Here is a 21,761-nt window from a genome sequence, read left to right on the forward strand (position 1 = left end):
AATCGTTGCACCTCACGCATCCTTGCACCGGGGTCCGCCGACCGACGCGCCCATAATGGTCGAGTGCCTACCGACGCCCCGCGCATCAACCCGAGCATCCTCGCCGCCGACTTCGTGAACATGGAGGCCGAGCTCGCACGCATCGCGGGCGCCGACTTCGTGCACGTCGACGTGATGGACAACCACTTCGTGCCGAACCTCACGTTCGGGCCGCAGATGGTGGGCCGCATCCAGCAGACGAGCCCGGTGCCGCTCGACGTGCACCTGATGATCGACGACCCCGACCGCTGGGCTCCCGCCTACGCCGAGTTGGGTGCGGCGTCGGTCACCTTCCACCTCGAGGCCGCGGCGTCACCCGTGGCCCTGGCCCGGCAGTTGCGCGCGATGGGCGCGCGCGCCGGAGTGGCGGTCAAGCCCGGCACCCCCGTCGAGAACCTGTTCGACGTGCTGAACGAGTTCGACCAGATCCTCGTGATGACCGTCGAACCGGGTTTCGGGGGCCAGTCGTTCATGCCCGAGACGATGCCCAAGCTCCGCTCGCTCGCCGACGAGGCGAAGCGCCGCGGCTCGGCCGTCTGGCTGCAGGTCGACGGCGGCATCGGCGAATCGACGATCGCCCAGGCCGCCGAGGCCGGGGCCGACACCTTCGTCGCCGGATCCGCCGTCTTCGGCGCCGACGACCCCGACCGCGCCATCCAGTCCCTCCGCGCCTCCGCCGCCCGCCACCACCACTGAGCCGCGCCCGCGCCACGCCCGGCGCCGCGTCTCGGCCCATCGCGTGTCGCCCCATCGCGTGTCGCCCTCACGCATAAACGCTCTTCCTGCGCCTAAACGCGCCGCCGTACCGTTTACGCGCAGGATCAGCGTTTATGCGAGGTGATGGGGGCACCCGGATGCCGTCACCGGGCCGGCAGGGGCGCTGACGGCCGCTCGGCCGTGCGTCGCCCCGCCCGCCGCACCCGCAGCCGGCACCGCCGCCGCCGCCCGCCGACCGCGCCGCCCCCGCCGCGCACCCCCCGCGGGCATCCCCACCCCCGCCGACCCGATACCCTGGAACCGTGAAGACCTTCGACGACCTGTTCGCGGAACTCAGCGCCAAGGCCGTCGAGCGACCCGAGGGGTCCGGCACCGTCGCTCAGCTCGACGCGGGCGTGCACGCCATCGGCAAGAAGATCGTCGAAGAGGCCGCCGAGGTATGGATGGCCGCCGAGTACGAGTCCGACGCCGCCGCCGCCGAAGAGATCTCGCAGCTGCTCTACCACCTGCAGACGCTCATGCTGGCCAAGGGATTGTCGCTTGAGGACGTCTACCGACATCTCTGAGCCCCGCTCCTCCTCCCACAGCTCACCCCACACGAAAGCCCCCGTCATGCTGCGAATCGCCGTGCCGAACAAGGGGTCGCTCGCCGAAACCGCCGCCGAGATGCTCTCGGAGGCCGGGTACACCGGACGACGCGATTCCAAAGACCTCTACACCGTCGACCCGGTCAACGAGGTCGAGTTCTTCTACCTCCGCCCCCGTGACATCGCGACCTACGTCGGCTCCGGCGCGCTCGACGTCGGCATCACCGGCCGCGATCTTCTGCTCGATGCGCGCATGCCCGGCGCCCGCGAGGTCGAGTCGCTCGGCTTCGCCGGTTCCACGTTCCGTTTCGCCGGTCGCCCCGGACGTTTCACCGAGATCGCCGACATCGAGGGGCTCCGCGTCGCCACCGCCTACCCGGGCCTCGTCGATGCGTTCCTCGACGAGCGCGGCATCGCCGTCGACATCGTGCCGCTCGACGGCGCGGTCGAGTCCGCCGTGCAGCTCGGAGTGGCGGATGCCGTGGCCGACGTCGTCTCCACCGGCACGACGCTCCGTCAGGCGGGGCTCGAGATCTTCGGGCCCGTGCTGTTGCAGTCCGACGCTGTGCTGATCGCCGGCCCCGAAGAGGCCCCCGGCACCGAGACGCTGCTGCGGCGCCTGCGCGGCGTGCTCGCGGCCCGCAAGTACGTGCTGATCGACTACGACCTGCCGGCGGCGCTCGTCGAGCAGGCTGTCGCCGTGGCCCCGGGCCTGGAGTCGCCGACGATCTCGCCGCTGCGCGACCCCGAGTGGGTGGCGGTGCGGGTGATGAGCCCGCGCCGCGACGTGAACCAGGTCATGGACGCGCTGTACGCGATCGGCGCTCGCGCGATCCTCGTCACCGAGATCCTCGCCGCGAGGCTCTGATGACCCTCGCGCGTCGCGTCATCCCGTGCCTCGACGTCGCGGGCGGCCGCGTCGTGAAGGGCGTCAACTTCCTCGACCTGCGCGACATGGGCGACCCCGTCGAGCTCGCGAAGCTCTACTTCGACCAGGGCGCCGACGAGGTCACGTTCCTCGACGTCACCGCCACGGTCGATGAGCGCTCGACGACCTACGACGTCGTCCGCCGCACCGCCGAGCAGGTGTTCATCCCCCTCACCGTCGGCGGGGGAGTGCGCTCGGCCGACGATGTCGCCCGACTGCTGTCGGTCGGCGCCGACAAGATCGGCGTGAACTCCGCTGCGATCGCCCGCCCCGCCCTCATCGACGAGATCGCCGACCGCTTCGGCGCGCAGGTGATCGTGCTCTCGCTCGACGTCAAGCGGGCGGCATCCACCCCCTCGGGTTTCGTGGTGACCACGCACGGCGGCCGCACCGAGACCACTCTCGACGCCCTCGAGTGGGCGCGTGAGGCCGTCGAACGCGGGGCCGGCGAGCTGTTGGTCAACTCGATCGATGCCGACGGCACGAAGCAGGGCTTCGACCTCGAACTCGTCCGCCTGATGCGTCAGGTGGCGGCCGTGCCCGTCATCGCCTCGGGCGGCGCGGGAGCACTGGAGCACTTCGCCCCGGCGGTGCAGGCCGGCGCAGACGCCGTGCTCGCGGCATCCGTCTTCCACTCCGGTCAGCTGACCGTGGGTCAGGTCAAAGACGCGATGGCGTCCGAGGGGATCGAGGTGCGCCGGTGAGCGTCGACCGCGTGAAGTACGACGCCGACGGTCTCGTCGCCGCCGTCATCCAGCAGTTCGACTCGCGCGAGGTCTTGATGGTCGGATGGATGGATGCCGAGGCCCTCAGCCGTACGCTGACCACCGGCCGGGTGACCTTCTGGTCTCGCTCGCGTCAGGAGTATTGGCGCAAGGGCGACACGTCCGGCCACATCCAGCTCGTGAAGGGCGCGCGCCTCGACTGCGACGGCGACACCCTGCTCATCGAGGTCGACCAGATCGGCGCCGCGTGCCACACGGGCGACCACACCTGCTTCGACGCCGACGACCTGCAGCCGGTCGTGGGGGAGCGGTGATGCGTCGCGCCCGATCGATGTCGGTCCTCGCGATGCTGCTGGCCGGAGCCATCGGCGTCATCTCGTCGACGCAGACGTGGATCGATGTCACCCTCGACGACGGCGCGCAGCAGACGCTCGCGGTGCCCGGCGCCGAGGCGCTCCCGGTGCTCACCCCGCTGAGCCTCGCCGCCCTCGCGTTGGGAGCGGCTCTCTCGATCGTCGGCCCCGTCCTGCGCTATGTCTTCGGTGCCCTGGGTCTCGCGATCGCCGCGCTCGTCGGGTTCGGCACCGTTCAGATGCTCGTGGCCACGCCCGTCTCGGCGACCGCCGCCACGGTCACCGACGCCACCGGCATCTCGGGAACGGATGCCGTGGCCGCGCTCGTGTCGAACCTGTCGCTCACCCCGTGGCCCGCGGTGACGCTGCTCGCACAGGTCGTGCTGGCCGCTGCCGCCGTCTTCACCCTCGTCACCGCGCGCGGCTGGACGTCGGGCGCGAGCCGTAAGTACCGCACCGCGACCGAGGCGGGGGCCGACACCGGCCGCCCCCACGACGCGATCGACTCGTGGGACGATCTGTCGCGCGGCGACGACCCCACGGCCTGATCCGTCGCGCGGCGGCCGGGTCGAGACCGACCTCGCGACATCGAGACGTCGGGACCGGGGAGACGCTCGCGCTTCGATAGACTTGGTCCACGCTTTCCCCCGCGCCCGCGCGCGACTGTAAGGAGCCCCATGAGCAACCCCATCGGCGATCCCGGCCACGGACACTCGCCCGCCGCCTGGACGGCCGTGATCATCATGCTCGCCGCCTTCGCGTTCGGCACGCTGTTCTTCTGGCTCGACTTGCCCGTGCTCGTGTGGGCCTCGGTGGGTCTGCTCGTCGTCGGCGCCATCGTGGGCTGGGCCATGTCCAAGGCCGGCTACGGCGCGAACGGCGCGAAGTCCAACCCGAAGGCGCACTGACCGTGCTGGCCGATCTCACGGCCGGGGCAGTCGAAGACGCGCAGAAGCGCGAAAGCACGCGCTCTATGGCGTCGGTCGAGCGCGACGCGCTCGCACAGACGCCGGCGCGTGACGCTCTGGCGCTGCTCGCCCCCGCCGACCGGGTGAAGATCATCGCCGAGGTCAAGCGCGCGAGCCCCTCGCGCGGCGATCTCGCCGACATCCCCGACCCCGCGCTCCAGGCCCGGCTGTACGAGCAGGGCGGCGCCTCGGCGATCTCGGTGCTCACCGAGGGCCGCAAGTTCAAGGGAAGCCTCGCCGATCTCGAAGCCGTCCGCGCGGCGGTCGACGTGCCGGTCCTGCGCAAGGACTTCATCGCCACGCCGTACCAGGTGCTCGAGGCCCGCGCATCGGGCGCCGACCTGGTGCTGCTGATCGTCGCCGCGCTCGACCAGAAGACGCTGGGTGAGCTGTACACGCTCACGAACGAGCTCGGGATGACCGCCCTCGTCGAGACGCACTCGGCCGACGAGCTGGAGCGCGCCGCCGACATCGGAGCCAGGCTCATCGGCGTCAACGCCCGCAACCTCTCGACCTTCGAGCTCGACCGCGACCTGTTCGGCTCCCTCGCCGATCGCTTCCCGGCCGACGCGACCAAGATCGCCGAATCGGCCGTGCTCACCCCCGCCGATGTGGCTCACTACCGCACTGCGGGTGCGGACGTCGTGCTCGTGGGCGAGGCCCTCGTCACCGGCGACCCCGTCGCCACGCTCCGCGCGTTCCTCCAGGAGACCTCATGACCACCGTGCGCGATCAGAAGCTGCGCGGTCAGAAGGGGCCGTTCTTCGGCGACTTCGGCGGCCGCTACATGCCCGAATCGCTCATCGCCGCAATCGACGAGCTCACCGCGGTCTACGAGTCGGCGATGGCCGACCCGGCCTTCCACACCGAGCTGACCGCGCTGCTGCACGATTACGCGGGCCGCCCCTCGGTCCTCACCGAGGTGCCGCGCTTCGCCGAGCACGCCGGCGGCGCGCGGATCTTCCTCAAGCGCGAAGACCTCAACCACACCGGCTCGCACAAGATCAACAACGTGCTCGGCCAGGCTCTGCTCACCAAGCGCCTGGGCAAGACGCGCGTGATCGCCGAGACCGGCGCCGGCCAGCACGGCGTCGCCACCGCGACCGCCGCGGCCCTGTTCGGCCTCGAGTGCGTCGTGTACATGGGCGAAGTCGACACCGAGCGTCAGGCCTTGAACGTCGCCCGCATGCGACTGCTCGGCGCCGAGGTCGTGCCCGTCACGACCGGCTCGCGCACGCTGAAGGACGCCATCAACGAGGCGTACCGCGACTGGGTGGCCTCGGTCGAGACGACCAACTACATCTTCGGCACCGCCGCGGGCCCGCACCCGTTCCCCGCAATGGTGCGCGACTTCCAGAAGATCATCGGCGAAGAGACGCGCGCGGAATTCCTCGAGCGCCTCGGCCGCCTCCCCGACGCCGTCTTCGCCTGCGTCGGCGGCGGATCCAACGCGATCGGCATGTTCGACGCGTTCCTCGACGACGAGGGCGTCGCGCTCTACGGCGTCGAAGCCGCCGGTGACGGCGTCGACACGCCCAAGCACGCGGCATCCATCGGCCGGGGGCGCCCCGGCGTGCTGCACGGCGCGCGCACCTACGTGCTGCAGGACGAAGACGGGCAGACCACCGAGTCGCACTCGATCTCGGCGGGTCTCGACTACCCGGGCGTCGGCCCCGAGCACGCGTGGCTCGCCGACATCGGCCGGGCGCAGTACATCCCCGCCACCGACGACGAGGCCATGCAGGCCCTGCGCCTGCTGTCGCGCACCGAGGGCATCATCCCCGCCATCGAGTCGGCGCACGCCCTCGCCGGAGCGCTGCGCGTGGGGCGCGAGCTGGGCCCCGACGCCATCATCGCGATCAACCTCTCGGGGCGCGGCGACAAAGACATGGACACCGCCGCGCGCTACTTCGACCTGTACGACGCCGAGCACGCGACCGAGGGCCCCGAGGGCGGCGCGCAGACGCACGCCGCAGAGACCGTGGCCGCGGCCCCGGGTTCGCCCGTCGAGGTCACGCCGGCTCCGGATGCCGCCAGCGGTGCGGGAGTGGAGCTGTGACCTCTCGCGTCGCCGCAGCCATCGAGGCCGCCCACGCCGAGGGCCGGGGCGCCTTCGTCGGCTACCTGCCCGCGGGCTTCCCCGACGTCGCCACGAGCATCGAGGCCGCTGTGGCGCTGGCCGATGCCGGCGCCGACGTCATCGAGCTCGGCCCGCCCTACAGCGATCCCGTCATGGACGGCCTCGTCATCCAGGAGGCCACCCAGACGGCGCTGGCGAACGGGTTCCGCATGCGCGACCTGTTCACGATCATCCGCGAGGTCACCGCGCGCACCGACGTGCCGGTGCTCGTCATGACGTACTGGAACCTCGTCGAGCAGTACGGCGTCGACCGCTACGCCGACGACCTCGTCGGCGCCGGGGGAGCGGGGCTCATCACCCCCGACATCACCCCGGATGCCGCGGCCGAGTGGATCGCCGCGAGCGAGCGCACCGGCCTCGACCGGGTGTTCCTCGCCGCACCGACGTCGTCCGACGACCGCCTGAGAATGATCGTCGAGGCCTCCACCGGCTTCGTCTACACCGTCTCGACCATGGGGATCACGGGCGAGCGCACCCAGCTCGACGCCGCGGCACGTGACCTGGTCGCGCGGCTCCGCGCGTTCGGCGCCACGCACGCGTGCGTCGGCATCGGCATCTCCAACGCCGCCCAGGTGGCGGGCGTGGTCGAGTACGCCGATGGCGCGATCGTGGGCACGGCCCTGGTCAAGGCGCTCCGCGACGGCGGCGTCGAAGGGTTGTCCACCCTTGCTCGCGAGCTGTCCGCGGGTGCCGTGCAGCGCGCTTAGACTCGTCAGCATGACGTTCGCCCTCTCGAGCGCCGCCTCCGGCGTGCTCGCCAGCATCCCGAGCCCGACGATCTCCTACGTCGACCTGGGTCCGCTCCGCATCCACTTCTATGCCCTGTGCATCGTCGCGGGAATCATCGTCGCGATCTTCCTCACGAACGCGCGTCTGACGCGTCGTGGCGCCGAGAAGTGGGTCGTCATCGACATCTGCCTGCTGGCGGTCCCGCTCGCGATCGTGGTCGCACGCATCTACCACGTCGTCACGCACCCGGGCTTCTACTTCGGTCCGGGATCCAACCCGTGGAACATCACCGAGCCGGGCTCCGTGTGGGCCATCTGGGAGGGCGGCATCGCCATCTACGGCGCACTGATCGGTGGCGCCATCGGCGCGTTCCTCGGCTGCAAGTGGACCGGCATCCGGTTCTGGACCTTCGCCGACGCACTCGCTCCCGGGCTCATCATCGCCCAGGCCATGGGCCGCTTCGGCAACTGGTTCAACCAGGAGCTCTTCGGTCAGCCCACCGACCTTCCCTGGGGCCTCGAAATCGCCGCGGGCAACCCGGCCATCCCCGTCGGACTGCCAACCGGCACGCTTTTCCAGCCGACCTTCCTCTACGAAGTCATCTGGAACCTGCTCGGCGCCGCCGTCATCCTGTGGGCGGGAAAGCGCTTCACCCTGCAGTGGGGCAAGCAGTTCGCGATCTACCTCGTCTGGTACTCCGCGGGCCGCATCGTCTGGGAATCCATCCGAATCGACCCCAGCGAGATCATCCTGGGCCTGCGCACGAACGTCTGGGCGGCCATCTTCGGCGTCGTCCTGGGCATCGTGATCTTCGCCGTGCAGTCGCGTCGTCACCTCGGTCTGGAGCCGTCGCCCTACGTCCCCGGTCGCGAGAGCAAGGCTCCCGGGGCTGTAGACTCAGGCGACCCTTCTGACTTCGTCGACGTGAGCGAGCCGCCCGCGACGAGCGACACCGTCGGCACCAGCGCCACAAGCAGCCCCGCCACGAACTAATTCTCCGGGCCGACGTCGTCCCATTCGAAGCATCAACGTGAGGACGGTTGATATGGCTTCCAGCCTGCGTTCCGACACCGTCGGAGGAACGTTCCCGGTCCGCCAGGGAATGTACGACCCGTCGTTCGAGAAAGACGCCTGTGGCCTCGCCATGGTCGCGACTCTCCGCGGCGTGGCCGGCCACGACATCATCGATCTGGCGCTGACGGCGCTGCGCAACCTCGAGCACCGTGGGGCCATCGGCTCCGACGCGGGCACGGGCGACGGTGCCGGCATCCTCACCCAGATGCCCGACGCCTTCCTGCGCGCCGTCGTCGACTTCGACCTGCCGCCGGTGGGGGAGTACGCCGCCGGCATGGTCTTCCTGCCGCTCGGCCACGACGAGCGCGCGGCGATGAAGGCGGGGATCGAAGAGATCGCCCGCCACGAGAACCTCGAGGTCCTCGGCTGGCGTGAGGTCCCCGTCGAGCACGAGAACCTCGGCAAGCTCGCCTACGAGGCCCGGCCCGCCTTCGAGCAGCTGTTCATCGCGCGCCCGGCCGTCGGCGATCAGCCCGCCCTCTCGGGGATCGAGCTCGACCGCCGCGTGTACCGCCTGCGCAAGCGCGCACGCCACGAGATCGACGCGTACTTCGTGTCGCTGTCGAGCCGCACGCTCGGCTACAAGGGCATGGTCACGACCCTGCAGCTCGAGCCGTTCTACCCCGACCTGTCGGACGAGCGCTTCGTCTCGGAGCTCGCCGTCGTGCACTCGCGGTACTCCACCAACACGTTCCCGTCGTGGCCGCTCGCGCAGCCGCTGCGCATGCTCGCGCACAACGGCGAGATCAACACGGTCAAGGGCAACCGCAACTGGATGCGCGCGCGCCAGTCGCAGCTCGAGTCCGAGCTCATCGGCGACGTGCGTCCGCTGCTGCCGATCTGCACCGAGGGTGCCAGCGACTCGGCCTCGTTCGACGAGGTGCTCGAGCTGCTCACGCTCACCGGGCGCAGCCTCCCGCACGCGATCATGATGATGGTCCCCGAGGCGTACGAGAAGCAGGCCACGATCGACCCCGATCTGCGCGCCTTCTACGACTACCACTCCATGCAGATGGAGCCCTGGGACGGCCCCGCCGCCCTCATCTTCACCGACGGCACGGTCGTCGGCGCCACGCTCGACCGCAACGGCCTTCGCCCGGGTCGCTGGACCGAGACCACCGACGGCCTCGTCGTGATCGGTTCCGAGACCGGCGTGCTCGATTTCGCGCCCGAGCGCATCAAGCGTCGCGGCCGGCTGCAGCCCGGTCGCATGTTCCTCGTCGACACGGCCCAGCGCCGCATCGTCGAAGACGAAGAGATCAAGGCCGAGCTCGCGAGCCTGCAGCCGTGGGGCGAGTGGGTCGACAAGGGCCGCGTCAAGCTCAGCGAGCTGCCCGAGCGCGAGCACATCGTGCACCCGATCGCCTCGATCACCCGCCGCCAGCGCACCTTCGGCTACACCGAAGAAGAGGTGCGCATCCTGCTCACCCCCATGGGTCAGGGTGGCGCCGAGCCCCTCGGCGCCATGGGCAGCGACGCGCCCGTCGCCGTGCTGAGCGACCGTCCGCGCATGCTGTTCGACTACTTCTCGCAGCAGTTCGCGCAGGTCACCAACCCGCCGCTCGACTCGATCCGCGAAGAAGTCGTCACCTCGCTGTCGCTGGGTCTCGGTCCGGAGCGCAACCTGCTCGACTGGGGACCCGACCACACCCGCACGGTCACGCTCGACTTCCCCGTGATCGACAACGACGAGCTCGCCAAGATCCAGCACATCGACACCGCCCTGCGCGGACGGTCGTCGGTGACGATCCGCGGTCTGTACCGCGTCGAGGCCGGTCACAAGGGGCTGCAGAAGCGTCTGACGCAGATGTGCAGCGAGGTCGACCAGGCGATCGAAGACGGTGCCGAGTTCATCGTGCTCAGCGACCGCGACTCGAACAAGGACCTCGCTCCGATCCCGTCACTGCTCATGCTGGCCGCCGTGCACCACCACCTCATCCGCAAAGAGACGCGCATGAAGGTGGGGCTGGTCGTCGAGGCCGGCGACGTGCGCGAGGTGCACCACGTGGCGACCCTCATCGGGTACGGCGCATCGGCGGTGAACCCCTACCTGGCGATGGAGACTGTCGAGTACCTCGTGCGGGCGGGCTTCATCACCGGCGTCACGCCGCAGAAGGCCGTCAAGAACCTGATCTACGCGCTCGGCAAGGGCGTGCTGAAGATCATGTCGAAGATGGGCATCTCGACGGTGTCGTCGTACGCCGGCGCCCAGGTCTTCGAGGCCGTGGGCCTGTCGCGCGACTTCGTCGACGCGTACTTCACCGGCACCGAGTCCAAGCTCGGTGGTGTCGGACTCGACGTCATCGCCGCCGAGAACGCCTCGCGCCACGAGTACGCCTACCCCCAAGACGCCGCGGCGCGCGCGCACGAGCGCCTGTGGACCGGCGGCGAGTACCAGTGGCGTCGCGACGGTGCCCCGCACCTGTTCAACCCCGACACGGTGTTCCGCCTGCAGCACGCCACGCGCGAGCGCCGCTACGACATCTTCCGCGAGTACACGCATCTCATCGACGACCAGGCGCACGAGCTCAAGACGCTCCGCGGCCTGTTCTCGTTGCGCACCGACGTGCGTCCGCCCGTGCCGATCGACGAGGTCGAACCGGTCTCGGCGATCGTGAAGCGCTTCTCGACCGGTGCGATGAGCTACGGCTCGATCTCGAAAGAGGCGCACGAGGTCCTGGCGGTCGCCATGAACCGGATCGGCGGCAAGTCGAACACCGGCGAGGGCGGAGAAGACGTCGACCGCCTGCTCGACCCCGAGCGTCGCAGCGCCATCAAGCAGGTGGCATCCGGTCGGTTCGGTGTGACGAGCCTGTACCTCACCCAGGCCGAGGACATCCAGATCAAGCTCGCCCAGGGCGCGAAGCCCGGCGAGGGCGGTCAGCTGCCTCCGACCAAGGTGTACCCGTGGGTGGCGCGGACGCGTCACGCGACCGCGGGCGTGGGCCTCATCTCGCCCCCGCCGCACCACGACATCTACTCGATCGAAGACCTCAAGCAGCTGATCTTCGACCTCAAGCGCGCCAACCCCTCGGCCCGCATCCACACCAAGCTCGTGAGCCAGTCGGGCATCGGTGCGGTCGCCGCCGGCGTCGCCAAGGCGCTCAGCGACGTCATCCTGGTCTCGGGCCAGGACGGCGGCACGGGTGCGAGCCCCATGAACTCGCTCAAGCACGCGGGCACGCCCTGGGAGCTCGGCCTGGCCGAGACGCAGCAGACGCTCATGCTCAACGGCATGCGCGACCGCGTGGTCGTGCAGGTCGACGGGCAGATGAAGACCGGCCGCGACGTCGTGATCGGCGCGCTGCTGGGCGCCGAGGAGTTCGGTTTCGCGACCGCCCCCCTCGTCGTCTCGGGCTGCATCATGATGCGCGTCTGCCACCTCGACACCTGCCCCGTGGGTGTCGCGACGCAGAACCCCGTGCTGCGCTCGCGCTTCACCGGCAAGGCCGAGTACATCGTCACCTTCATGGAGTTCATCGCCCAGGAGGTGCGGGAGTACCTCGCCGCCCTCGGCTACCGCTCGATCGACGAGATCGTCGGGCGCACCGACCTGCTCGACGTGAACGAGGCGATCCAGCACTGGAAGGCGCGCGGGCTCAACCTCGCGCCGATCCTCGAGGGACCCCGCTTCGCCGACGACGAACCGCGTCGACACGCGCGCAACCAGAACCACGAGCTCGAGGAGCACTTCGACGTGCAGCTCATCGAGCGCGCGCAGGACGTCATCGCGCACGGCGGTCAGCTCACGATCGACCTGCCCATCCGCAACACGGCCCGCGCGGTCGGGACCATGCTCGGCCACCACGTCACCAAGGCGCGCGGCGAGCACGGTCTGCCCGAGAACTCGATCGACGTGCGTCTGACCGGCTCGGCCGGACAGTCGTTCGGTGCGTTCATGCCCGCCGGCATCACGCTGCGCCTCGAGGGCGACTCCAACGACTACGTCGGCAAGGGCCTGTCGGGCGGGACGATCGTCGTGCGGCCGCCGCGCGGCTCGTCGTTCGCGGCCTCCGAGAACGTCATCGCCGGAAACGTCATCGGCTACGGCGCCACGCAGGGGCAGATGTTCCTCAACGGCGTCGTCGGCGAGCGGTTCCTCGTGCGCAACTCCGGCGCGACGGCGGTCGTCGAGGGCGTGGGCGACCACGCGCTCGAGTACATGACCGGTGGACTCGCGGTCATCCTCGGCGCCACGGGCCGCAACCTCGGCGCGGGTATGTCGGGCGGCCAGGCCTACGTCTACCGACTCGACAGCGACCTCGTGAACCGCGAGGCCCTGGCATCCGGCGAGCTCGTTCTGGGCGCCCTCGGATCCGGGGATGCCGAGATCCTGCGCGACCTGCTCGAGAAGCACGTCGCAGAGACCGATTCCACCCTCGCCCGTCGTCTGCTCGACGACTTCGAGACCGAGGTGGACAATTTCGTCCGGGTGCTGCCACGCGACTACGCCGCCGTGCTGCAGACCCGCCAGGAGGCGGTTGCCGAGGGGCTCGACCCCGACGGCGACGTCGTCTGGAAGCGCATTCTGGAGGTGACGGGTGGCTGACCCGAAGGGCTTTCTCAAGACGACGGAGCGCGAGCTCCCCAAGCGTCGACCGGTGCCCGTGCGCATCATGGACTGGAAAGAGGTGTACGAGCCGGGGGATTCGGCCGTCATCAAACGCCAGGCCGGGCGCTGCATGGACTGCGGCATCCCGTTCTGCCACAAGGGCTGCCCGCTCGGCAACCTGATCCCCGAGTGGAACGACCTCACGTGGCGGGGCGAGGGCCGTGCCGCCATCGAGCGCCTGCACGCGACGAACAACTTCCCCGAGTTCACCGGTCGGCTCTGCCCGGCGCCCTGCGAGAGCTCGTGCGTGCTGGGCATCAACCAGCCCGCCGTCACGATCAAGCAGGTCGAGGTCTCGATCATCGACGAGGCCTTCTCGAACGGCTGGGTCGAGCCCGAGCCGCCCGAGCGCCTCACCGGCAAGACCGTCGCCGTCGTGGGCTCCGGTCCCGCCGGCCTCGCCGCGGCACAGCAGCTGACGCGTGCGGGTCACACGGTCGCCGTGTTCGAGCGCGACGACCGCATCGGCGGCCTCATGCGCTACGGCATTCCCGACTTCAAGATGGAGAAGCGCCACCTCGAGCTGCGACTGCGGCAGATGCAGGCCGAGGGCACGCGTTTCCGCGCGGGCGTCGAGATCGGCAAGGACATCTCGTGGAGCGACCTGCGGGCGCGCTACGACGCCGTCGTGGTGGCCACCGGTTCGACCCTGCCGCGCGACCTGGCGATCCCTGGCCGCGACCTCGACGGCGTGCACTACGCCATGGAGTACCTCATCGAGGGCAACAAGGCCGTCGCCGGCGACCAGGTGCCGCAGCAGATCTCGGCCGAGGGCAAGCACGTCGTCGTCATCGGCGGTGGCGACACGGGCGCCGACTGCATCGGCACCGCGCACCGTCAGGGCGCGCTGAGCGTGACGAACCTCGCCATCGGCAAGCAGCCGCCGTCGGAGCGCCCGGAGAACCAGCCGTGGCCGATGATGCCGAACCTCTTCGAGATGGCCTCGGCCCACGAAGAGGGCGGGGAGCGCTCCTTCCTCGCGTCGACCGTCGAGTTCCTCGGCAACGCCGCGGGCGAGGTCCGGGCCCTGCGGGTCGCCGAGACCGAGTACCTCGACGGCCGCCGTGTGCCCAAGAGCGGCACCGAGCGCGAGATCCCCGCCGACCTCGTGCTGATCGCCATGGGCTTCACCGGCCCCGAGAGCGCGCACCTCAGCGACCAGCTGGGCACGCGGTTCACCGATCGCGGCAACGTCGAACGCGATGCCACGTACGCGACCTCGACGCCGGGCGTGTTCGTCGCCGGCGATGCGGGTCGTGGCCAGTCCCTCATCGTGTGGGCCATCGCCGAGGGCCGTGCGGCCGCCGCCGAGGTCGACACGTTCCTCATGGGCGAGACGGTGCTGCCCGCACCGGTGCGCCCGACCGATGTCGCCATCGGCCTTCTGCCCACCTAAGCTGGCAAGGGCCGATCGGCCACTTCCCGAAAATTTCACGGAGCTTGAAACCGGATGAGACGCGCCAAGATCGTCGCAACACTCGGGCCCGCCACGTCGTCGTATGAGATGGTTCGCGCCATCATCGACGCCGGTGTGGATGTCGCCCGCCTCAACCTGAGCCACGGAGATTACTCCGTGCACGATGCCAACTTCGCCAACGTGCGCAAGGCGGCAGAAGACGCCGGTCGCCCGGTCGCCGCCCTCGTCGACCTCCAGGGTCCGAAGATCCGCCTCGGCAAGTTCGAGAACGGCCCCCACGACCTGCTGCCCGGTGACATCTTCAAGATCACCATCGAAGACATCCTCGGCACCAAAGAGATCGTCGGCACCACGTTCAAGGGCCTTCCGCAGGACGTCCGCCCCGGCGACTTCCTGCTGATCGACGACGGCAAGGTCCGCGTCGAGGTCGTCGAGACCGACGGCACCGTCGTGACCACCAAGGTCATCGTCGGCGGTCCGGTCTCGAACAACAAGGGCATCAACCTGCCCGGCGTGGCCGTCAACGTGCCCGCGCTGAGCGAGAAGGACGAAGCCGATCTGCGCTGGGGCCTCAACGCCGGCGCCGATCTGATCGCGCTGTCGTTCGTCCGCGACGCCAGCGACATCACCCGCGTGCACGAGATCATGGCCGAAGAGGGACGCTACGTCCCCGTCATCGCCAAGATCGAGAAGCCGCAGGCGGTCGACAACCTCGAAGAGATCATCGACGCGTTCGACGGCATCATGGTCGCCCGTGGCGACCTGGGCGTCGAGCTGCCGCTCGAGGCCGTGCCGATCGTGCAGAAGCGCGCCGTCGAGCTGGCCCGCCGCATGGCGAAGCCCGTCATCGTCGCGACGCAGATGCTCGAATCGATGATCACCAGCCCGGTGCCCACCCGCGCCGAGACCAGCGACGTCGCCAACGCCGTCCTTGACGGTGCGGACGCTGTCATGCTCTCGGGCGAGACCAGCGTCGGCGACTACCCGGTCGTGGTCGTCGAGACCATGGCGCGCATCGTGGAGTCCACCGAAGAGCACGGCCTCGATCGCATCGCGCCGCTGACCAACAAGCCGCGCACCCAGGGCGGTGCGATCACCCTCGCCGCCGTCGAGGTCGCCGACTTCGTCGAGGCGAAGTACCTCTGCGTCTTCACCGAGTCCGGTGACTCGGCGCGTCGCATGTCGCGCCTGCGTGCGACCATCCCCATGATCGCGTTCACGCCCGAGCCCGGCATCCGCCGCCGCCTGGCGCTGACGTGGGGCGTGCGCTCCACGCTGGTGGAGCACGTGTCGCACACCGACAAGATGTTCCTGCAGGTCGACGACTACCTGCTGTCGAACGACCTGGCCAAGGTCGGCGACAAGGTCGTGGTCATCTCGGGTTCCCCTCCCGGAATCGCGGGCTCGACCAACGACCTGCGCGTGCACCGCGTCGGGGACGCCGTGCACGGTGCGGCTCCCGGTTACCAGGACGTCTGAGTCCCGACGACGCGCGCCGGTTCATTCCGGCGCGCGTCGCCTTCGTTCCCGCCCGGTAGATTGGGAACGCAACACCTGCCGGTGTGGCGGAATGGCAGACGCGGGGCACTCAAAATGCTCTGTCGAAAGACGTGTGGGTTCGAGTCCCACCACCGGTACCCGCGACAGCATCCCGTGCGATCGGGGGCTGCGATCCGGGGGATTGTCCCCTCCCAGACTTAGGATGGTTCCGTGACTGATCAAGAAGCCGTTCCGGCCAGCGCTCCGAACGCACCTCGACGCGTCGTCGTGGCCGAAGACGAGTCGCTCATCCGCCTCGACATCGTCGAGATCCTGCGCGACAACGGCTATGACGTCGTGGGCGAAGCGGGCGACGGCGAGACCGCCGTGCAGCTCGCCACCGAGCTGCGTCCCGATCTCGTGATCATGGATGTCAAGATGCCGCAGCTCGACGGCATCAGCGCCGCCGAGAAGCTCAGCAAGAACCACATCGCCCCCGTGGTGCTGCTCACCGCCTTCAGCCAGAAGGAGCTCGTCGAGCGTGCCAGCGAAGCCGGCGCCCTGGCGTACGTCGTGAAGCCCTTCACGCCGAACGACCTGCTTCCCGCGATCGAGATCGCCCTCGCCCGCTACGAGCAGATCATCACGCTCGAGGCCGAGGTCGCCGACATGGTCGAGCGCTTCGAGACCCGCAAGCTCGTCGACCGGGCCAAGGGCCTGCTCAACGAGAAGATGGGCCTCAGCGAGCCCGAGGCCTTCCGCTGGATCCAGAAGGCGTCGATGGACCGCCGCCTCACCATGCAGGACGTCGCCAAGGCGATCATCGAGCAGCTGGCCCCCAAGAAGGGCTGACGAGACCTCTCGCGAAATGGATGCCACTTCGGTGGCATCCATTTTTCGTTCCCGGGGGAGGGGGTCGGTGGAGGGGCCGAGCCTGTCAGCGCGACGGCAAGGGCCGCGCGCGCGACCACGATCAGCGCGCGGGGGCGTCCTTGATCATGTTCGTGATGCGCACCGTCGAGCAACGGCGGCCCTGCTCGTCGGAGATCGCGATCTCGTGCACCGTCAGCGAACGGCCCAGGTGGATCGGTGTGCAGACGCCGGTGACATGGCCCGAGGTGGCGGAGCGCGTGTGCGTGGCGTTGATGTCGATGCCGACGGCCAGACGCCCCGGACCCGCGTGCAGGTTGGCGGCCATCGATCCCAGCGACTCGCCGAGCACGACGTAGGCGCCCCCGTGCAGCAGGCCGACCGGCTGGGTGTTGCCCTCGACGGGCATGGTGGCCACGCACCGGTCGACGGTGAACTCCACCCACTCAAGGCCCATCTTCTCGGCGAGGGCGCCCATTCCGCGCAGCTTCGCCCAGTCGAGGCCGGACACGGAGTCGGAGGGTGTGGACGTCATCATCGCCTTCGTCGGGCCGGGACCGGGGGAGTGTCCGTGGCACTCGTTACGCTGGAGGAGTGACGGATGCCGAAAAGCCTACTCTCCTCGTCGTCGACGGCCACTCGCTGGCCTACCGCGCGTTCTACGCGCTGCCCGTCGACAACTTCTCCACGAAGGACGGACAGCACACCAACGGCATCTACGGCTTCCTGTCGATGTTCGTCAACCTCGTGAAGGCCGAGAAGCCGACGCACCTGGCCGTGGCGTTCGACACCTCGCGGCAGTCGTTCCGCACGCGCGAGTACGCCGAGTACAAGGCGAACCGCAGCGAGTCTCCCGCCGAGTTCAAGGGCCAGATCCCGCTGCTGCAGGACTGCCTGCGGGCGATGGGCGTCCCCGTGCTCGCGAAAGAGGACTTCGAGGCCGACGACATCCTCGCCACCCTCGCCACGCAGGGTGAGGCCGAGGGTTTCACCGTGCTCGTGTGCTCGGGCGACCGCGACACCATCCAGCTCGTCACCGACGACGTCACGCTGCTGTATCCGAACGTGCAGGGCGTGTCGCAGCTGAAGCGCTACGACACCGCCGCCGTCATCGAGAAGTACGGCCTGCCGCCGGCGCAGTACCCCGAGATCGCCGCCCTGGTCGGTGAGACCAGCGACAACCTGCCGGGTGTGCCCAAGGTCGGCGAGAAGACGGCCGTGAAGTGGCTGACCCAGTGGGGCTCGCTCGATGCCCTGCTCGACAACGCCGACAAGATCACCGGCGTCGTCGGCGGCAACCTGCGCGAGCACATCGACGGCGTGCGGCGCAACCGCACCCTCAACCGTCTGCTGCGCGACGTCGAGCTCGACAAGGCCCCCGGCGACCTCGCGATGCAGCCGCTCGACGCGCAGGCCGTGCGCGACATCTTCGCGCGTCTCGAATTCCGCACGCTTCTGCCGCGCGTGTTCGACGCCCTCGGTGGCGACCCGGGCGATGCCGTCGACGAGGCTCGGCCCACGGCGACCGCGCCCACTCCCGCCACCCTCGACGCCACGGCTCTCGTCGAGTGGGCGACGGGCGCCACGGGCCCCGTGGGACTGTCCCTCACCCTCGAGGGCGGCCGACCCGCGCACCTCGGCCTGGCGACCGCCGACGCCGCGGCCGAGGCCGCGTGGACCCCCGCGGTCCGTGACTCCCTCGCCGAGTGGTTGGCCTCCGATGCGCCCAAGGTCCTGGCCGATGCCAAGCCCCAGATCAAGGCGCTCGCCCGCGAAGACGTGACCCTGCGCGGCATCGCCTCCGACGTCATCCTGGCCGGCTGGCTCGTGCGCCCCAGCTTCCCCGACAAGACGCTGGGCGACCTCGTCGAGCGCTTCCTCGACGAGAAGCTCCCCGAGGCCGACCCCACGCAGCTCGTCCCTGAGACCGAGGGCGCCACGCCCGGCCAGCTCGCGTGGTTCATCCGCCGCGTGGCCGAGGCGCAGCGCGCCGACATGCCCGCGCGCGTCGCCGAGGTGCTCGACGACATCGAGCTGCCCTCGCTCACCGCCCTGGCCGACATGGAGCTCGCCGGCGTCGCGGTCTCGCACGAGAAGCTGTCGAGCTTCTCGGCCGAGCTCGGCGCGCGAGCCGACGCGCTCGCCCGTGACGCCTACGCGGCGATCGGCCACGAGGTGAACCTCGGTTCCCCCAAGCAGCTGCAAGAGGTGCTGTTCGACGAGCTGCAGCTGCCGAAGACGCGCAAGACGAAGAGCGGCTACACCACCGACGCCGCCGCCCTGGCCGACCTGCAAGAGAGCGCGCCGCACCCGTTCCTCGACCTGCTGCTCAAGCACCGCGAGGCGACCAAGCTCAAGCAGATCATCGACGCCCTCGACGCGGCCACCGGCGCCGACGGGCGCATCCACACGACCTACGTGCAGACCGGCAGCCAGACGGGGCGCCTGTCGAGCACCGACCCCAACCTGCAGAACATCCCGATCCGTACCGAAGAGAGCCGCCGCATCCGTGCGGCCTTCGAGGTCGGCGAGGGGTACGAGACCCTGCTCACCGCCGACTACTCACAGATCGAGATGCGCATCATGGCGCACCTGTCGGGCGACCCCGGGCTGATCGAGGCGTTCAACTCGGGCGAAGACCTGCACCGCTTCGTCGGCGCGCGCGTCTTCGGCGTCGAGCCCGCCGAGGTCACCCCGGCCATGCGCACCAAGGTCAAGGCCATGTCGTACGGCCTCGTGTACGGCCTGTCGGCGTTCGGGCTGTCGAAGCAGCTGCGCATCGAGCAGTCCGAGGCGAAGAAGCTCATGCTCGAGTACTTCGCCCGCTTCGGCGCCGTCCGCGACTACCTGCGGGGGTCGGTGGAGCAGGCCCGCCAAGACGGCTACACCGAGACGATCTTCGGCCGCCGCCGCCCGTTCCCCGACCTCACCAGCATGAACCGCGTGCTGCGCGAGAACGCCGAGCGCGCAGCCCTCAACGCCCCCATCCAGGGCAGCGCCGCCGACATCATGAAGGTCGCGCTGTTCCGCATCAGCGACGAGCTGGCATCCGCGGGTCTGCGCTCGCGTGTGCTGCTGCAGATCCACGACGAGCTCGTCGTCGAGGTGGCGACGGGGGAGTGGGATGCCGTGGAGCAGATCGTGCGTGCGCGCATGGCCGACGCCGCCCAGCTCACCGTGCCGCTCGACGTGCAGATCGGTCGCGGGGCGGACTGGGACGAAGCCGGGCACTGACGCGGGGGCACGGGCTGCGCTTCCGCGCCGGGGTAGGGGGCCGCACGCCTCGGCGCACGGACGACGCTGCCGCACCGGCGCCGCGGGCCGCTTGCTCCGGCGCGTTCGCACACCCGGGCGCCCTCGACCGTGCGTCATCTGCCGTATCGGCATCCGGCGCGATCCGGGGCCGAGGTGCATCTGCGCCCCGGCTTGCCTAGGCTCGAAAGATGACTGACGCACAACGCACCCCCACGCCGATCGACACGATCGCCGACGCGTGGGTCGACACCCTGGCCGAGCGCGTACCCACCCTGGCGACGTACATCGGACGCGACGAGCACAACGGCTGCTTCGGCGACTACAGCCCCGAGGGCACCGATGCCCTCGTGGCCGAGGCGCGTACGGCGAAGGCCGCCCTCGAGGCGGCCCAGCCCGTCGACGCGATCGACACCGTCACGCAGATGGACCTCGTGCGCGAACTCGATCTGATGATCGAGCAGCACGCGGCGCGCACGCACCTGCGCGACCTGAACGTCATCGCCTCGCCCGCGCAGGACATCCGCGCGACCTTCGACCTCATGCCCACCGCCACCACCGACGACTGGGCGACGATCTCGCAGCGCCTGCGCGCCCTGCCCGCCGCGATCGACGGCTACGTCGAGACCCTGCGTCGGGGCATCGCCGAGGGCGTCGTCCCCGCGCGCCGGCAGGTGACCGAGGTGGTGACGCAGATCGGCCGCTACACCGCCGACACGGGCTTCTTCGCCGAGTTCGTCGGCAACGCCGCTCCGGCCGAGGGACAGCTCCCCGCCTCGCTCGCCCGCGATCTCGACCAGAACGCGGGAGCCGCGCGCGTGGCGTACGACGCGTTGGCCTCGTTCCTGTCGTCGGAGCTCGCCCCGGTCGCGGGGGACGTCGACGGTGTGGGCCGCGAGATGTACGCGCTGCACTCCCGACAGTTCCTCGGCGCCGAGATCGACCTCGACGAGACCTACGACTGGGGCGTCGAAGAGCTCGCCCGCATGGTCGCCGAGCAAGAGGCCATCGCGAACGAGATCCTCCCCGGTGCGAGCGTCGAAGAGGCCGTGGCCTTCCTCGAGAAGGACGAGTCGCGCAAGCTGCACGGCACGAAGGCCCTGCAGGAATGGATGCAGCGCACGAGCGACCACGCCGTCGCCGAGCTCGGTCGCACCCACTTCGACATCGCGGAGCCCATCCGCACGCTCGAGTGCATGATCGCCCCCACCAACGAGGGCGGCATCTACTACACCGGTCCGACCGACGACTTCTCGCGCCCGGGGCGCATGTGGTGGTCGGTGCCCGAGGGCGTCGACACCTTCGACACCTGGCGCGAGCTGACCACGGTCTACCACGAGGGCATTCCGGGGCACCACCTGCAGATCGCGCAGGCCGTCTACAACCGCGCCGAGCTCAACTCGTGGCGGCGACTGCTGGCCGGCACGAGCGGTCACGCCGAGGGCTGGGCGCTGTACGCCGAGCGTCTGATGGAGCAGCTGGGCTACCTCGACGACCCGGCCGACCGCCTCGGCATGCTCGACGGTCAACGCATGCGCGCGGCGCGCGTGGTGCTCGACATCGGTGTGCACCTCGGCAAGCCGCGCCTCGACGGAACCGGCACGTGGGACCACGACTACGCCCTCGCGTTCATGCTGAAGAACGTCAACATGAGCGAGGAGTTCGTGCGTTTCGAGGTCAACCGCTACCTCGGCTGGCCCGGGCAGGCGCCGGCCTACAAGGTCGGCCAGCGCATCTGGGAGCAGGTGCGCGACGAGGAGCAGGAGCGCCGCGGCGCCGACTTCTCGATGAAGCAGTTCCACACGCGTGCGCTCGACATCGGCGGCGTCGGTCTCGACACACTGCGGGCGGCTCTGGCCTCCGGCTGAGCA

General features: G+C 69.8%; 18 protein-coding genes and 1 tRNA gene. 18 read left to right on the forward strand and 1 reads right to left on the reverse strand.

Features of this window, described 5'->3' with window-relative positions; translation table 11 throughout:
- The first annotated feature begins 120 nt into the window (after nt 1-120).
- The 16 genes from rpe to BJP65_RS01665 all read left to right on the forward strand — a co-directional run bounded on the left by rpe (nt 121) and on the right by BJP65_RS01665 (nt 16,620).
- Nucleotides 121-735, forward strand: coding sequence for a ribulose-phosphate 3-epimerase (gene rpe, locus BJP65_RS01590; protein ID WP_194716893.1), 615 nt, complete (start codon nt 121-123; stop codon nt 733-735).
- 323 nt (nt 736-1,058) lie between these two features.
- On the forward strand, nt 1,059-1,322 hold the full coding sequence (locus tag BJP65_RS01595) for a phosphoribosyl-ATP diphosphatase (protein ID WP_055837422.1): 264 nt from the start codon (nt 1,059-1,061) through the stop codon (nt 1,320-1,322).
- A gap of 46 nt (nt 1,323-1,368) precedes the next feature.
- The gene (gene hisG, locus BJP65_RS01600; RefSeq protein WP_070408013.1) at nt 1,369-2,211 is read left to right on the forward strand and encodes an ATP phosphoribosyltransferase; all 843 of its coding nucleotides are present in this window, start codon (nt 1,369-1,371) and stop codon (nt 2,209-2,211) included.
- Nucleotides 2,211-2,975, forward strand: a complete 765-nt coding sequence (gene hisF, locus BJP65_RS01605; RefSeq protein WP_055940204.1) for an imidazole glycerol phosphate synthase subunit HisF — start codon at nt 2,211-2,213, stop codon at nt 2,973-2,975. Before hisG ends, hisF begins: the two co-directional genes overlap by 1 nt.
- On the forward strand, nt 2,972-3,310 hold the full coding sequence (gene hisI, locus BJP65_RS01610) for a phosphoribosyl-AMP cyclohydrolase (protein ID WP_055837432.1): 339 nt from the start codon (nt 2,972-2,974) through the stop codon (nt 3,308-3,310). Before hisF ends, hisI begins: the two co-directional genes overlap by 4 nt.
- Nucleotides 3,310-3,897, forward strand: coding sequence for a Trp biosynthesis-associated membrane protein (locus BJP65_RS01615; protein WP_070408014.1), 588 nt, complete (start codon nt 3,310-3,312; stop codon nt 3,895-3,897). Before hisI ends, BJP65_RS01615 begins: the two co-directional genes overlap by 1 nt.
- Nucleotides 3,898-4,026: 129 nt before the next feature.
- Complete coding sequence (locus tag BJP65_RS01620) at nt 4,027-4,257, forward strand: DUF6704 family protein (RefSeq protein WP_055837438.1); 231 nt, start codon at nt 4,027-4,029, stop codon at nt 4,255-4,257.
- A 2-nt stretch (nt 4,258-4,259) separates the two neighbouring features.
- Nucleotides 4,260-5,036, forward strand: coding sequence for an indole-3-glycerol phosphate synthase TrpC (gene trpC / locus BJP65_RS01625; RefSeq protein ID WP_070408015.1), 777 nt, complete (start codon nt 4,260-4,262; stop codon nt 5,034-5,036).
- On the forward strand, nt 5,033-6,376 hold the full coding sequence (gene trpB, locus BJP65_RS01630; protein WP_070408016.1) for a tryptophan synthase subunit beta: 1,344 nt from the start codon (nt 5,033-5,035) through the stop codon (nt 6,374-6,376). Before trpC ends, trpB begins: the two co-directional genes overlap by 4 nt.
- Complete coding sequence (gene trpA / locus BJP65_RS01635; RefSeq protein ID WP_070408017.1) at nt 6,373-7,164, forward strand: tryptophan synthase subunit alpha; 792 nt, start codon at nt 6,373-6,375, stop codon at nt 7,162-7,164. The genes trpB and trpA overlap by 4 nt, the downstream gene beginning before the upstream one ends.
- A gap of 10 nt (nt 7,165-7,174) precedes the next feature.
- Complete coding sequence (lgt, locus tag BJP65_RS01640) at nt 7,175-8,179, forward strand: prolipoprotein diacylglyceryl transferase (protein ID WP_070408018.1); 1,005 nt, start codon at nt 7,175-7,177, stop codon at nt 8,177-8,179.
- Nucleotides 8,180-8,231: 52 nt separating this feature from the next.
- Nucleotides 8,232-12,809: a glutamate synthase large subunit gene (gene gltB, locus BJP65_RS01645; RefSeq protein WP_070408019.1), complete on the forward strand. Its 4,578-nt coding sequence runs from the start codon at nt 8,232-8,234 to the stop codon at nt 12,807-12,809.
- The gene (locus tag BJP65_RS01650) at nt 12,802-14,268 is read left to right on the forward strand and encodes a glutamate synthase subunit beta (RefSeq protein WP_055837457.1); all 1,467 of its coding nucleotides are present in this window, start codon (nt 12,802-12,804) and stop codon (nt 14,266-14,268) included. The genes gltB and BJP65_RS01650 overlap by 8 nt, the downstream gene beginning before the upstream one ends.
- Before the next feature lie 54 nt (nt 14,269-14,322).
- Nucleotides 14,323-15,768 (forward strand): pyruvate kinase, encoded by a 1,446-nt coding sequence (gene pyk / locus BJP65_RS01655; protein ID WP_055837460.1) that lies wholly within the window; start codon nt 14,323-14,325, stop codon nt 15,766-15,768.
- A 77-nt stretch (nt 15,769-15,845) separates the two neighbouring features.
- Nucleotides 15,846-15,926 (forward strand) — tRNA-Leu (locus BJP65_RS01660).
- Nucleotides 15,927-15,999: 73 nt separating this feature from the next.
- A complete protein-coding gene (locus tag BJP65_RS01665; RefSeq protein ID WP_055940193.1) occupies nt 16,000-16,620 on the forward strand; it encodes an ANTAR domain-containing response regulator in 621 nt (206 codons plus the stop codon).
- Nucleotides 16,621-16,741: 121 nt separating this feature from the next.
- Here BJP65_RS01665 and BJP65_RS01670 read toward each other — a convergent pair whose 3' ends face one another.
- Entirely contained in the window at nt 16,742-17,173 is a 432-nt protein-coding gene (locus BJP65_RS01670) for a hotdog fold thioesterase (RefSeq protein ID WP_055837944.1), read from the reverse strand.
- Between the two features lie 59 nt (nt 17,174-17,232).
- Here BJP65_RS01670 and polA point away from each other — a divergent pair, with 59 nt between their 5' ends.
- Nucleotides 17,233-19,872 carry a DNA polymerase I gene (gene polA, locus BJP65_RS01675; protein ID WP_070408020.1) on the forward strand — a complete coding sequence of 880 codons (2,640 nt, stop codon included), beginning with the start codon at nt 17,233-17,235 and terminating at the stop codon, nt 19,870-19,872.
- Between the two features lie 209 nt (nt 19,873-20,081).
- Entirely contained in the window at nt 20,082-21,758 is a 1,677-nt protein-coding gene (locus BJP65_RS01680; protein WP_070408021.1) for a DUF885 domain-containing protein, read from the forward strand.
- Nucleotides 21,759-21,761 lie beyond the last annotated feature (3 nt).

Origin of the sequence: Microbacterium sp. BH-3-3-3, assembly GCF_001792815.1 — a bacterium.
Classification (GTDB): domain Bacteria; phylum Actinomycetota; class Actinomycetes; order Actinomycetales; family Microbacteriaceae; genus Microbacterium.